Source organism: Alloalcanivorax mobilis (assembly GCF_002864685.1).
GTDB classification, from domain to species: domain Bacteria; phylum Pseudomonadota; class Gammaproteobacteria; order Pseudomonadales; family Alcanivoracaceae; genus Alloalcanivorax; species Alloalcanivorax mobilis.
In genome coordinates this window covers 14,727-27,960 of record NZ_NMQZ01000010.1, presented here as the reverse complement: position 1 = coordinate 27,960, position 13,234 = coordinate 14,727, and the positions used below count along the sequence as shown (strand labels likewise).

Genomic DNA, 13,234 nt, shown 5'->3' with positions numbered 1-13,234 from the left:
GCCGCTGGCGGCTATTCGCCGGCGTACACCGGCATCGCCAGGGTGGCCTGGAGAACCCGGCCCACTGGCCCGGTTTCATCATAGAGAGTGGTTTCCACCAGCCCGTTGCCGTGGCCTTCCATGCGGGAGCGGGCATCCAGGCCGAGCCATTCGCCGCGCGGCTCGCGGTGCAGATAGAGGCTGATGTCGGCATTGATGCTGCCGGTGTTCTCGGCCACCCGAAGCTGGGCAATGCCATTGCCAAAATCGGACAAGGTGGCCGCCTGAACGGTACTGGAGCAGGGCTCGCCGGCGACAACCGGCACCGGCAAGCGCATCCACACCCGGCCCCACCCGCGCCCATCGACCCCATCGATCAGCCCCACCTGCGCGGTGCTGTGCAGCCCGGGCAGGGTCAATGGCGGCGTTTTGCGTTGCCGCTGAGCCACCTCCACCAGGGTGGCGGCGGGGTGGTCGCCGCGCGGCAGCGTCTCGGCCGGGAAGCGGCCGAAATCGGGTACGTCCACGGGCACCTGCTCAAGATACAGGGCGCTGGCGCGGCACACCGTGACACCGTCCGCGTTGAGGTTGGCCGCCAGCAGCCGCAGGCGACGCCCGGAGCGGACCACCTCGATCTCCACTTGCAAGGGTTTCGCCGGCACCGGGCGCAGCAGATCCACGCTCAGGCGGGCCAGCCGCAGGCCGGTGTCGGCGGTGGCCTGTTCCAATTGCCAGGCGAGCAGGCCGGCCGGCGAGCCGCCGTGCAGGTACTCGGGGCTCCAGGGCCCGCCCGCGGCCTGGGTGGGCAGAAAAAGTTGCCCTTCACGAATAAACAAAGCGGATGTCATGGGTGTGATCCTTTTATTGTTAAGTGGCCCGCGGGTCAGACGCCCACTTCCGTTGGCAGGCCCTGTTCCCGCCATTTCGGGAAGCCCTCTTTGAGGCGCCGCACCGCCCGCCCGGCGTGGCGTAAGCGCGCCACGGTTTCAAACGCGAGCATGCAGTAAGGGCCACGGCAGTAGGCGACGATTTCGCGGTCATCGGGCAACTCGTGCAAGCGTGCCTCCAACTCATGGAAGGGAATATTGATGGCGCCGGGCACGTGGCCCTGCACGAATTCGTCACCGGGGCGCACATCCAGCACGGTGACCTCGCTGTCGCGCAGGCGCCTCATCAATTCGTCCACGGTGACCGGTTCCAGGTCGTCGCGGGCGTGGTAGTAAAGTTGCACGGTGTCACGCACCTGCGTGAGGTTCCGTTCGGCCACCCGCTCCAGAGCGCTGACCAGCGTCAGCACCTCGTCGCCGGAAAGACGGTAGCGCACGTACTTGCCATCGCGTCTGGCCTGCACCAGGCCGGCACGGCGCAACTGCTGCAGATGCTGGGAAATATTGGCGACCGGCTGGCGACAGTGCCGCGCCAGGCCCTCCACGCTTTGCTCCCCCTGGGCGAGCAGCTCAAGCAGCACCAGACGGTACTCATGGCCGAGCGCCTTGGCGACTCGGGCGAACTGTTTGAGCACCGTGAGTTTGGGGCTCGCGGTATGGGAGCCGGGAGGGGTGGTCATGATTGTTGCCATCGTCGTCGTGAAGTGTGCCGATACGCACGAATCATTGGTCGCCTGTTGAGAGGTTCCCTTGACATCGGCGGCGCGGGTCACTAAAACATTCAACGCTTTAATTGATTAATATCTGAATGATAGGGGCCCGGTTTTGCCCGCGCAAGTGCCGCTATTCCGCTGACATAAAAACAAGCACGACTTTGAGAGGCCGGAGAAATGAGCAGTCCCGATTCTGGAGGCCGGTGGTATTTCGGCTGGAACATCGTGGTGGCGTCGACCTGCATTACGCTGCTGACCGTGGGCATGCGCATGGGCATCGGTCCGTTCTTCATTCCGTTGGTCAAGGATCTGGGCATCAGCCGTACCGTGCTGGGCACCATCGTCGCCCTGGGTATGCTGGCGTACGGGCTGGGCATGCCGCTGGCCGGGCATCTGGCCCAGACCCGGGGCAGCCGCTTCGTGTTGTTGCTCGGGGTCGTCACGGTGACGGTATCGATCATCTGGGCGGTACTGACCACCAGCGCCTTTGGTTTTTTTCTCTCGTTCGGAATTCTTTTCTCACTGGGCCTGGCGTTCACCAGCCCGGTGGCGCTGACGCCGATCATCAGCCGCTGGTTCACCCGCCGCCGGGGCAAGGCGCTGTTCTATCTCTCCACCGGCTCGATGGCCGGCATCGCCATCATGACGCCGCTGCTCAACTTTGCCATCGAACACCTGGGCTGGCAGGCCACCCTGATCGGTTTTAACGTTCTGTTTATCGCACTGGTGGTGCCGGTGGCGTTTCGGGTGATGCGCGAGCAGGCGCCGCCGGGCACCGACACCGGCGGCGACGGCAGCGCCGTGAGCGGCGCTCCGGGAGCAACCGGCGTGGCGCCGCTGGCGGTGCTGCGCACCGGCGAAGCGATGAAAACCGCCTACTTCTGGAAAGTGGTGGCGGGCATGTTCGCCTGCGGCTTCAGCATGAACCTGCTCGGCACCCAGGGGGTGCCGATGCTGGTGGACCATCACTTCGACGCCATGACCGCCTCGCTGGGCATCGGCGTGATCGGCCTGGTGGCGATCCCCAGCACCCTGGTGCTGGGTCAACTCGCCGACCGCCTGCCGCGCCGCAATCTGCTGGCGGCGATTTATCTGATTCGGGCGCTGGGTTTTCTGGCGTTGCTGACCGTGGCCACCAGCAGCCAGCTGTATCTGGTCGCCGCCATCGCCGGCGTGGTGTGGGCCGGCAGCATCGCGCTGTCGTCGGCGATTCTCGCCGACATCTACGGCATTCGCACGGTGGGCGTGCTGTATGGCTGGGCGTACCTGGGCCATCAGATCGGCGCCACCATCAGCTCCTGGCTGGGCGGCTGGGGCTTTGACCACTATGGCACCCACTGGGTGGCGTTCGGCGCCGCCGCGGCGGTGCTGATCGTGGCGGGGCTCACCTCCTTGAGCCTGCCCGCTTCGGTCCTGCACGTGGTGGGGCCGACGGGCCGGCGCGCGCAGGCGTCATAGGTTTTTGGTTGGTCGCGGATTAACGGGAATGACCCCGAGCATGATTTCTACCATCGGTGGGCTTCGGGTTTCGGTCGGTAAATAAGCCTGCTGGGAGCTGGCAGGCCGTCCGGCTTGCGCCGGTTCGCGGTCAAGGACCGCTCCTACAGCGACGTTGTAGAGAGGGCAGCGCTACGGTGCGCCCAGTACCGATCTGGAGGGCCTTTCCCCCTTGTTGTGTCGCCGAGGCGCGGGAAATTGATAGGGTCAGTTGGCCAGGGACGGCCAACTGAGGCGGCGGACGACAGGATGTCGTCTCGTCGCCGACCCAGCCATCAATTTCCCGCGCCTCGGGAACCCGAAGGGCGACACAACGGGGTGTCCTTCTTTGCCTACTTTCTTGGACAAGCAAGAAAGTAGGACGCCCAGCAGGGCGTCAACAGCGGCATGAGATATCTTCTCACGGTCATTGCTCTTGCAGGACACCATAGAACCTCCTACAGCGGCGTTGTAGCGAGACCGGAACAGGAAACAGCCGGTCTCGCGATAGGGTCGGATTCTTATGTGGGAGCGGTCATCGACCGCGAATCCGAGCTGCCAGCGCCCATTCTTAAAGACAGCAACTCAACCGGAGAAACAAGTGAACAGTGAAGTCACCGCTTTGCAGGATCTGGGGCACCCGGAAGGGATTTGTTACGGCTGCGGCAGCGCCCATCCCCGTGGGCTACGGTTGAAAAGCCACTGGCATGAAGACGGTAAACAGGTGATCTGCACGCACACCCCCGGCGAAGACTTCACCGGTTGGCCGGGGCTGGTGTACGGCGGTCTGATCGCCATGCTGATCGACTGCCATTCCAACTGGACGGTGATGGCCTATCACTACCGGGCGGAGGGGCGCGAGCCGGGCAGTGCGCCGCGCATCGGTTGCGTCACCGGGCAATTGAATATCCGCTATATCAAACCCACGCCGATGGGCGTGGAACTGACACTCAGGGCCTGGGTGGAAGGCGAGGTGGGCCGCAAGAGCCGGGTGATCTGCGAAGTGTGGGCCGGGGAGGTGCTGACCGCCTCGGCCGATTCGGTGTTCGTGCGCGTCGACACCGCCGGGCTGGAGGCCGCCGCTCACGGTCGTTCCTGACACCATCGCCAATGCGACAACCCTCTTTACCAACGGCGCACAATAACGATACAGCCCTTCACGCCCGCCCATAGTACAAACGTGCCAATAGGAGACGCGAAATCATCGACTCCCGGCGCCTGACGCCGGAGCGCGAAAAACAAAAAGAAGAGGGCATGGGCATGGGCACGAGCGGAGCACTGTGGCGGTTCTGGGGCGTGGTCTTGATCGCGCTGGTGTTGGCGCTGCCTGGTTGCGGTGGCGGCGGGGGCGGTTCCGGGGGTGCTTCGGATGGCCCGACCCCCAATCAGCCGGGTGATCCGGACGATCCCGGTAATGGCGACGGCGACGGCGACGATCCGGATCAGTTCACCGAGGGCCGCACCTTTACCATTTCACCGGGCGCGGACGCCACCGAACGCATGGTCGAGGCGATGATTCAGCTCAAGCCCGGTGACACCCTGGCGTTCACCTGCGGCTTTTTCGATCTCGACGAGAGCCTGTTGATCCAGGCCACCGAAGATGTGCTGATCAAGGGCTGCGGCAAGGACAAGACCGTGCTGTCGTTTCGCGACAGCATCAACGTTACCGGCCTGGAAGCGCTCAACGTGCGCGGCATCACCGTGCAGGATCTGACCATCCTGGATTCCCCTGGCGATGCTTTCAAACTCAAGGGCGTGAAATGGGGCACGCTGCGCAACGTGCGGGCGATCTGGTCCGGCGGTGGCGGCCTGATTACCCAGGACAACTACGCCCAGCGCATCAAGGTGTCCTGCAGCGCGCCGCCGCTCAACGAAGGAGACCCCACCCCGGATTACGTGCCCAGCGCCGCCAGCGGCCGCTACGGCATTTACCCGGTGGAATCGGAAAACATTCTGGTGGAGGGCTCGGAATCGGTGGGCGCGTCGGACGCGGGCATCTACGTGGGCCAGACCAACACCGCCATCATCCGCGACAGCCGCGCGGCGTATAACGTGATGGGCTTTGAAATCGAAAATGTGCAGGGCGGCGAATACGACAGCAACGTGGCCGAGTGCAACACCGGCGGCTTCCTGATCTACGATCTGGAGAACATCACCCAGTACGGCGACACCTCGGTGATGCTCAATAACGTGGCCCGCAACAACAACACCTACAACTTCGCGCAGAGTGGCATCGTGTCACTGGTGCCGCGCGGGGTCGGTTTTATCACCCTCGGCTACGACAACATCGAGGTCTACGACAATCTGTTCGAAGACCACAGCACCGCCGCGGTGCTACACATCAGCTATGAGCTGATCGACGGCCCCGGCGCCACCGCCGACAAGAAACTCGACCCCTACACCGAAGGCCTGCACATCCACGACAACGTGATGCGCCATTCCGGTTACGACCTGCCGCCGCCGGATCTGCAGAAGACCCTGGCCGGCGACATCGAGAGCGTGCTGCCGACGCTGATCGGTTTAAAAAATCTGCCCACCCTGAACAATCCGGCGGAGCTGCTCGGCAGCTTGCAGAACCTGGCCAACCTGGGGCGCGGCGCGCACATTATCTGGGACGGTCTGCGCGACGATCTGGACGCGGATTGCCCCTACCCGGTGGACGCCAACGGCCAGCCGGTGCCCAAGGACGCCAACGGCAAACCGATTCTCACCAACCAGGACCCGAACCCGTCCTGCCATTACAACGCTTACAAGTTCAACAGCAATGGCGAGCGTAAGCTGCCCACCTGGGGGTCGTGCATCCACGATAACGACCTGGGCGACGACAGCGCCCCTTATCTGAACTTCCATGGCACTGATGGTCTGGAACTGGTGATCGGCCTGCTCGATCAGGACCTGTCGATCCTGACCCCGGGCGGGCTGGTGGACATCATTGGCGGGCTATTGAATTTTCCCTCCGACACGCGGCTCTCCGATCACGACTGCCAGACCCGCTTTGGCGAAGTGCTTGCGCCGCTGCCCAGGGTGACGATCCCGCCGTTCGAGCGCAGCGGTGAGTACGACCCGGCCAACACCGACGAATACGTGGCGCACCTGTGCGAAATGCCGGTGGAGACCGGCGAGATCAATCGTGGCGCCCTGGAGGTGGACTGCCCGCGTCTGGATCAGTACAACCTGTTCGAGGACGCCGCCGATCCACGCAGCCTGCCCCATGAAGGCGGCGTGCCGTTCGTGCTCAACACCAAGCTGTTCTCCGACAACGCGAGCAAATACCGGGTGGCGTTCCTGCCGCCGGGCCAGCCAGCACTCTACAAGGACGGCCAGAACGGCAACAACCTGAACGGCACCTTGGAGTTTCCGGTGGGCACGGTGATCGTCAAGACCTTCGCGTTTACCGATGAAGCCACGTCCTCCGAGCAATTGGTGGAAACCCGGCTGTTGATCAAACGTACCAGCAAGAGCGGCAAACCGTTCTGGGCCGGGCTGCCCTACATCTGGGATCAGGATGGCGTGGCGCGGCTGGCGCTGGGCGGTGGTCGCCGCGCCGCGACCTGGCACTTCCACGACGCCAACACCGGCAACCTGATCAGCGGCAGCACCGACCGCTATTCCGTGCCCAACGCCAACCAGTGCATCACCTGCCACGGCAACGACGACCGGCCCAGCGGCAGCGCTCCGATTGGCCCCAAAGTTCGTAACCTGAACCGGGCCTATATGCCCGAGAGCAGCTTTATGGGCAGCAGCGGGCAGGGTGGCTTCCCACGGGTCAACCAGTTGCAGTACTGGATCGAGCACGGCCTGCTGAGCGGCGCGCCGGAGCTTGAGATCAACGGCCAGGGCGTGGCCACCAACATCGAACGCCTGCCACGTTGGAACGTGCCCGGCGACGGCGGCGAAGTGGCCGGCTCGGCGGCGGACGTGGAGCAACGCCTGCGTGCCTACCTGGAAGTGAATTGCCAGCACTGCCACAACGACCGTGGCGCGGCGTCCAACACCGGCTACTATCTGGATCATTTCCGGGCGGTGGACGCCGGCTACGGCATCTGCAAGAAGCCCACCGCCACCGGCGGCGGCTCCTGCGGACGGCAACACGTGGTGGTGCCCGGCTCCAGCGACGATTCCATCGTCACCTGCCGGCTCGCCGCCGAGCAGGACCCGGAGCGCATGATGCCGCCGATTGCCCGCAGCGTCGCCCACGACGACGCGGTGGCGCTGATGAAGCAATGGATCGACACCGTGGTCGACGACAGCTACATCAACGGCGCCGCCTGCCCCTGACACTGCTCCCCCCTCGCCACGGCCGTCACCGGCCGTGGCGAGGCCACTGCCACTGCCACTGGGCACTGGCCACTGAAAACTGAAAACTGAACACCACCCCCTCTTTCCCCGAACCGTCATACTTTTTCCTTACCGTGTTCGCCTTTCATCAACCGGACCGGAAGGCGCCATGAAACTGATCGACTCGATGACGGTGAAACTCAGTTGGGGACTGGTTCTGCTGGCGTTCACCCTGCTGATTCTGTTTGTCGGCGGTTTGAGTCTGTACGCCAGTCACTACAGCCGCTCGGCGTTTGGCACCCTGAATCACATTCATGTGGAGCAGACCACGGCGTTGCATCGCGCCTACATCAATGCGCTGCAGGCGCAGGTCGCCATGGACCGCGCGGCGGAGTTGATCCGCGTGCCGTCATTCGATGAGCCGGGCCCGGTGATCGAGCAGGCGCAAGCGTTCATGGTCGCCGCGCGCTCTGCTTTCCAGCGCTTTATCGACGCGCCCGCCCAACCGCGACAGGCGCCGGCGATCAAGGCGTTGTCAGACACGTTCGCGTCGCTGATGAACACCGGCCTGACCCTGCAACTGGCGCTGCTCGAAGACGATGACTTCGCCGGTTATCGCTCCGGGCGCTCCCGTTTGAACGACATGGGCCAGGCGTTCATGGGCAGCGCGGACGGTTTTCTGCATGCCTCCGAGCAGCAGGCCGGTGGGTTGGTGGGTTCGTTCGAGCGCATGGTGGCGCGGCTGGATCTGGCGCTGGCGGGCGTCATCGCGCTGGCCCTGGGTCTGGTGGCCCTGGTGCTGTGGAAAGTGACCGCCAACGTGATTCGTCCGCTGGGCGAGATGGTCGGGCACTTCCGGCGCATCGCCGCCGGCGATCTGAGCGAGCCGCTGCCGAAACGCGGCGGCAACGAAATTGGTCAGCTTTATCAGGGCCTGGCCACCATGCAGGGGAGCCTGGCGGAATTGGTCGGCCAGGTGCGCGCCAGTGGCGCCGGGATTGACCACGACAGCGCGCGCATCGCACGGGGCAACGCGGAGCTGTCGCGGCGCTTCGACGAACTGGCGGCGGCCCAGGAACAAACCGCCGCCAGCGTTGAGCAGATCACCGCCACGGTCAAGCAGACCGAACAACACGCGCACCAGGCCGATCGTCTGGCCGGTGATGCCCGCGAGGTGGCCGTGCGTGGCGACCAGGCGGTGCACCAGGTGGTGGCGGCGATGCAGCGCATCGGCGAACGGGCCACCGACATCGGCGGCATCGGCGGCGCCATCGAGGCGCTGGCCACCCAGACCCGGCTGCTGGCGCTGAACGCGGCGGTGGAATCCGCGCGCGCCGGTGAGCATGGGCGCGGTTTCGCGGTGGTGGCCGCCGAAGTGCGCACCCTGGCGGAGAACAGCACGCGGCTGGTGGGGGACATCAACCGGCTGGTCGCCGACGCGCTGGCGGAGGCCGACCAGGGCGCCGAACGTGCCCGCCATGCCGGCCACACCATGGAAGAGATAAAAAACGCCGCCGCCGGCGTCAGCACCATCATGGCGGAGATCGCGCTGGCCGCCGGGGAGCAAAGCCATGGCGTGGAACAGATCGGCGTGGCGATGGTGCGCATCGACGAGGTGACCCGCGATAACGCCCGCCTGGTGCGCCAGGCGGCGGATGCCGGGGAAAGTTTGGAGCAACAGGTGCGCATACTGACGGCGCGGGTGGAAACCGTTGTGCTGGCGGATCAGGAGCGGCACCGGGACGCGCCACCGCCGTTGCTTGGCGCCCCGGAGCCCACTGTCGGGCCGGCTGTGATGTTCCCCGGAGCGTTCTAGAGTCGCTTGGCGCCGCTCTGGCGCCCCCCGTCACAGGTGGGCGTGGAGTTGGCGCAGCGCCTGCTCGGTCTCGTTCCAGCCGAGGCAGGCGTCGGTGATGGAAACGCCGTATTGGAGCGTCTCGCCAAACTTCTGATTGCCGCCATTGATATGGCTTTCCAGCATCACGCCGACCAGGGCGGCGTCGCCATCGCGCCGTTGCTCGATCACGTCTTGCAGCACCAGCGCCTGCCGCCGCGGGTCCTTGCCGCTGTTGGCGTGGCTGCAGTCGATCATCACGCGCGGATTCAGCCCGGCCTGGCGCAGCGCCTGGCGGGCGGCGTCCACCGCCTGGCGGTGGTAATTGGGGCCACCGTGGCCGCCGCGCAGCACCAGGTGGGTGTCCGGGTTGCCGGGGGTTTGGATCAGTGCGCTCTGGCCATGGCTGTCCATGCCCAGATGGGCGTGCGGGTGGGCGGCCGCGCTCATCGCATCGCGGGCCACGCCGACACCGCCGTCGGTGCCGTTCTTGAACCCCACCGGCAGATCCAGACCGCTGACCAGTTCGCGGTGAATCTGGGATTCGGTGGTGCGCGCGCCCACCGCCGCCCAACTGAGCAGGTCTTCCAGGTAGGCGGCCGCCAGCGGATTGAGCAATTCGCTGGCCAGTGGCAGCCCGAGGGCGGCCAGGTCACGCAGCAGCCGGCGGGAAACCCGCAGCCCCTCGGCGAGATCATGGCGTCCGTCCAGGTGGGGGTCGTAGAGCAGCCCTTTCCAGCCCACGGTGGTGCGCGGCTTTTCCACATAGGCGCGCATTACCAGCAGCAGCCGGTCGTCCAGCTCGCCGGCCAGCGCCGCCAGGCGGCGTCCGTAATCCAGCGCCGCCTCCGGGTCGTGCAGTGAGCAGGGCCCGGTGACCACCAGCAGGCGGTCATCGTCGCCGTTGAGAATGGCGCGCACCGCCTGGCGGTGATCGCCAAGCCGCTGCGCGGCGGCGGCGTCCAACGGCAGAGCCTCGCGCAGGGTGGCGGGGCCGGGCAGTGGCTGCACGCGGCGGTGCTCCGACGCAGCGGGGGTGTCCTGGCGGACGGCGGCAAGCGTGGCGTTCATGGGCGTTCCTTAGTGTTCAGCGGCGCGACGAGCGCAAAAGTGGTGTCAGGCGTTGCAGCGGTTGCCGGGCAAACCACGGCAAGCACAATACGGTGGCGTCAAACAGCCACAGGGCGGCGCGGGTGGGATAACGAAATTCAGTGGTCATGGCGGCTGTCCTCATTAACGGTGTCGGGTTTGGGCGCGGTCTTTGCCGTGATTTTGCCGGCATGGAAACAGCCGTGCCCTGAAAACGAAAAACCCCCGGTTGGGAGCCAACCGGGGGTTTCAGAATCTTCGGCAGGCGTCCCTTTTCGGGCGCCTGTCCGGGTAGCGGTCAGGCGCGTGAGCGGCTAAACCAATACCCGTAAAAAACGCAGACAGCAGCGCACACCGACGCCACCAGGGCGTGAGTGCGAACAATGCTGTGAATAAGGCCTGCGTTCATGACGATCTCCAAATCCGAAGCTCCATGCTAGCCAAGCCACGGCCCCGGCGCAAGACGCCGGCGCGCCGAAGCCGTGATAATATAGCCGCCGTTCGCCCCCCGGGGCCTTTGTCGTTTGATCGTATTCGGAGAGAACCATGCAGGATGTCGTCATCGTCGCCGCCACCCGTACCGCCATCGGCCGCTTTCAGGGCGGTCTCGCCGATGTGCCCGCCACCGCCCTGGGCGTGGCGGTGGTGCAGCGGCTACTGGCGGACAGCGGCCTGGAGCCGGCCGCCGTCAGCGAGGTGATTCTTGGCCAGGTGCTGACCGCCGGCGCCGGGCAAAACACCGCGCGCCAAACCTCGATTCTGGCCGGCCTGCCGGATCAGGTGCCGGCACTGACGATCAACAAAGTCTGCGGTTCCGGCCTCAAGGCGGTGCACCTGGGCAGCCAGGCGATTCGCTGTGGCGAGGCCGATGTGATCATCGCCGGCGGCCAGGAGAGCATGAGCCTGGCGCCCTACGTGTTGCCCAAGGCGCGCACCGGTTTGCGCATGGGCCATGCGTCCCTGGTGGACTCGATGATTCAGGACGGGCTGTGGGACGCCTTCAACGATTACCACATGGGCATCACCGCCGAGAATCTGGTGGCCAAATACGGCCTGACCCGCGAGCAGCAGGACGAATTCGCCGCCGCCTCCCATCGCAAAGCCGCCGCCGCCATCGAAAGCGGACGCTTCAAGGAAGAGATCACGCCGGTGGCGGTGCCGCAGCGCAAGGGCGAGCCGAAGATCGTCGACACCGACGAGCAGCCCCGTGGCGATACCACGGCGAAATCCCTGGCCGGCTTGCGCCCGGCGTTCAAGAAAGACGGCAGCGTGACCGCCGGCAATGCGTCGGCGCTCAATGACGGCGCCGCCGCGGTGCTGATGATGAGCGAAGCGCGCGCCAACCAGCTGGGCCTGCCGATCCTCGCCCGCATCGCCGGCCAGGCCAGCGCCGGCGTGGACCCGGCGATCATGGGCATTGGCCCGGTGTCGGCCACCCGCCGCTGCCTGGAGCGCGCCGGTTGGAGCCTGGATCAGATCGACCTGATTGAAGCCAACGAGGCGTTCGCCGCGCAATCCCTGGCGGTGGGCAAAGAACTGGAATGGGACGCGGCGCGGGTCAACGTGAACGGCGGCGCCATCGCCCTGGGCCACCCGATCGGCGCCTCCGGCTGCCGGGTGCTGGTAACGCTGCTCCATGAAATGCAGCGCCGCGATGTGAAAAAGGGCCTCGCCACCTTGTGCATTGGGGGTGGGCAGGGTGTGGCGCTCGCGGTGGAGCGTTAAAGGGCTTGGACGCCAGACGCCGGACGCCGGACGCTAAACCCATGCCTGAAATGATCGGAGTGTTTCCTGACAGTTTATGAAAACCGGTCAGGAAACACTTCATGGCTTGACGTCAGGGTTTAGCGTCTAGCGTCTGGCGTCCAGCGTCCAACCCACCCAACGCATGAAGTCGCTTTCCCGTATCATAAACTCCACCGCCCGATTGGATCTCGATATGCCTGACACCCTGACCATCACCCGCCCCGACGACTGGCATCTGCATTTTCGCGATGGCGCGATGCTGGCTGAGACCGTGCCCGCCACCGCTCGCGTGTTCCGCCGTGCCATCGTGATGCCCAATCTGACGCCGCCGGTGACCACGGTGGCGCGCGCTGGCGAGTATCGGCAGCGGATCCTGGCGGCGGTGCCGGCGGGGGTGGAATTCGAGCCGCTGATGGTGCTGTACCTGACCGACCAGACGCCGGTGGAAGAGATTGCGCGGGCCGCTGCCAGCCCCTTCGTGCACGCCTTCAAACTGTACCCGGCTGGCGCCACCACCAACTCGGACAGCGGTGTCACCAACCCGGCGCGCATTCTCCATCTGTACGAGGCGATGGAGAAATACGACGTGCCTTTGCTGGTGCACGGCGAGGTCACCGAGCCGGAGATCGATATCTTCGACCGGGAGCGTGTGTTTATTGACCGCTACCTGAACGATATCCGTGAGCGTTTTCCGGCGCTGCGCATTGTCTTCGAGCACGTGACCACCGGCGAAGCGGTGGATTTCGTGCGCGAAGCCGGCCAACTGACCGCCGCCACGGTGACCCCGCAGCACCTGCTGATGAACCGCAACGATCTGCTGGTGGGCGGTGTGCGCCCGCACAATTATTGCCTGCCGGTATTGAAGCGCCGCACTCATCAACAGGCGATCCAGAAGGCGGTGCTGGAGGGGCATCCGGCTTTCTTTCTGGGCACTGACTCGGCGCCCCATGCCCGTGACCAGAAAGAAGCGGCCTGTGGCTGCGCCGGCTGTTACTCCGCGCGGGCCGCGTTGCCGCTGTACGCCAGTTTTCTGGATCGCTTCGGCGCGCTGGACAAACTGCAGGGGTTCGCCAGCGAATTCGGGGCCGCCTTTTACCGCCTGCCGGCCAATCCCGACACCATCACTCTGCTGCGCCAGCCTTGGCAGGTCCCGCAGCGGTTGAGCGCCGCCGGCGAAGAGCTGGTGCCGTTCATGGCCGGTGAACAATTGCCCTGGGCGCTGGCGGTATAAC

The 13,234-nt window shown here is 65.4% G+C and carries 10 protein-coding genes; 6 read left to right on the top strand and 4 right to left on the bottom strand.

The window, feature by feature from the left end; all coding sequences use genetic code 11:
• Positions 1-11 precede the first annotated feature (11 nt).
• Together CGS25_RS07475 and CGS25_RS07470 are read right to left on the bottom strand one after the other, a co-directional pair.
• Complete coding sequence (locus tag CGS25_RS07475) at positions 12-827, bottom strand: thioesterase family protein (protein WP_157933796.1); 816 nt, start codon at positions 825-827, stop codon at positions 12-14.
• Between the two features lie 35 nt (positions 828-862).
• Positions 863-1,546 (bottom strand): ArsR/SmtB family transcription factor, encoded by a 684-nt coding sequence (locus CGS25_RS07470; protein WP_101675079.1) that lies wholly within the window; start codon positions 1,544-1,546, stop codon positions 863-865.
• A gap of 210 nt (positions 1,547-1,756) precedes the next feature.
• Here CGS25_RS07470 and CGS25_RS07465 point away from each other — a divergent pair, with 210 nt between their 5' ends.
• From CGS25_RS07465 to CGS25_RS07450, 4 genes are all read left to right on the top strand, one after another.
• The gene (locus CGS25_RS07465; protein WP_101675078.1) at positions 1,757-3,037 is read left to right on the top strand and encodes an MFS transporter; all 1,281 of its coding nucleotides are present in this window, start codon (positions 1,757-1,759) and stop codon (positions 3,035-3,037) included.
• A 619-nt stretch (positions 3,038-3,656) separates the two neighbouring features.
• Positions 3,657-4,154 carry a PaaI family thioesterase gene (locus tag CGS25_RS07460; RefSeq protein WP_089032597.1) on the top strand — a complete coding sequence of 166 codons (498 nt, stop codon included), beginning with the start codon at positions 3,657-3,659 and terminating at the stop codon, positions 4,152-4,154.
• Positions 4,155-4,309: 155 nt separating this feature from the next.
• A complete protein-coding gene (locus CGS25_RS07455; protein WP_232802308.1) occupies positions 4,310-7,333 on the top strand; it encodes a parallel beta-helix domain-containing protein in 3,024 nt (1,007 codons plus the stop codon).
• A 169-nt stretch (positions 7,334-7,502) separates the two neighbouring features.
• Complete coding sequence (locus CGS25_RS07450; protein WP_101675077.1) at positions 7,503-9,149, top strand: methyl-accepting chemotaxis protein; 1,647 nt, start codon at positions 7,503-7,505, stop codon at positions 9,147-9,149.
• Between the two features lie 30 nt (positions 9,150-9,179).
• Here the strand turns inward: CGS25_RS07450 and CGS25_RS07445 are convergent, their stop codons facing one another.
• Together CGS25_RS07445 and CGS25_RS19280 are read right to left on the bottom strand one after the other, a co-directional pair.
• A complete protein-coding gene (locus CGS25_RS07445; protein ID WP_101675076.1) occupies positions 9,180-10,238 on the bottom strand; it encodes a 3-deoxy-7-phosphoheptulonate synthase in 1,059 nt (352 codons plus the stop codon).
• A 16-nt stretch (positions 10,239-10,254) separates the two neighbouring features.
• A complete protein-coding gene (locus CGS25_RS19280; protein ID WP_255406646.1) occupies positions 10,255-10,386 on the bottom strand; it encodes a hypothetical protein in 132 nt (43 codons plus the stop codon).
• A 416-nt stretch (positions 10,387-10,802) separates the two neighbouring features.
• On the opposite strand from CGS25_RS19280, the gene CGS25_RS07440 reads away from it, so the two are divergent.
• Both CGS25_RS07440 and pyrC read left to right on the top strand, forming a co-directional pair.
• Entirely contained in the window at positions 10,803-11,981 is a 1,179-nt protein-coding gene (locus tag CGS25_RS07440; protein WP_101675075.1) for an acetyl-CoA C-acetyltransferase, read from the top strand.
• A gap of 214 nt (positions 11,982-12,195) precedes the next feature.
• Positions 12,196-13,233, top strand: a complete 1,038-nt coding sequence (gene pyrC / locus CGS25_RS07435; protein WP_101675074.1) for a dihydroorotase — start codon at positions 12,196-12,198, stop codon at positions 13,231-13,233.
• The last annotated feature ends 1 nt before the right edge of the window (position 13,234 follow it).

Excerpts from the sequence above, each read along its gene's own strand:
- CGS25_RS07475 (WP_157933796.1), bottom strand. The coding sequence starts at position 827 with ATGACATCCGCTTTGTTTATTCGTGAAGGGCAACTTTTTCTGCCCACC.
- CGS25_RS07470 (WP_101675079.1), bottom strand. The coding sequence starts at position 1,546 with ATGACCACCCCTCCCGGCTCCCATACCGCGAGCCCCAAACTCACGGTG.
- CGS25_RS07465 (WP_101675078.1), top strand. The coding sequence starts at position 1,757 with ATGAGCAGTCCCGATTCTGGAGGCCGGTGGTATTTCGGCTGGAACATC.
- CGS25_RS07455 (WP_232802308.1), top strand. The coding sequence starts at position 4,310 with ATGGGCATGGGCACGAGCGGAGCACTGTGGCGGTTCTGGGGCGTGGTC.
- CGS25_RS07450 (WP_101675077.1), top strand. The coding sequence starts at position 7,503 with ATGAAACTGATCGACTCGATGACGGTGAAACTCAGTTGGGGACTGGTT.
- CGS25_RS07445 (WP_101675076.1), bottom strand. The coding sequence starts at position 10,238 with ATGAACGCCACGCTTGCCGCCGTCCGCCAGGACACCCCCGCTGCGTCG.
- CGS25_RS19280 (WP_255406646.1), bottom strand. The coding sequence starts at position 10,386 with ATGACCACTGAATTTCGTTATCCCACCCGCGCCGCCCTGTGGCTGTTT.
- CGS25_RS07440 (WP_101675075.1), top strand. The coding sequence starts at position 10,803 with ATGCAGGATGTCGTCATCGTCGCCGCCACCCGTACCGCCATCGGCCGC.
- pyrC (WP_101675074.1), top strand. The coding sequence starts at position 12,196 with ATGCCTGACACCCTGACCATCACCCGCCCCGACGACTGGCATCTGCAT.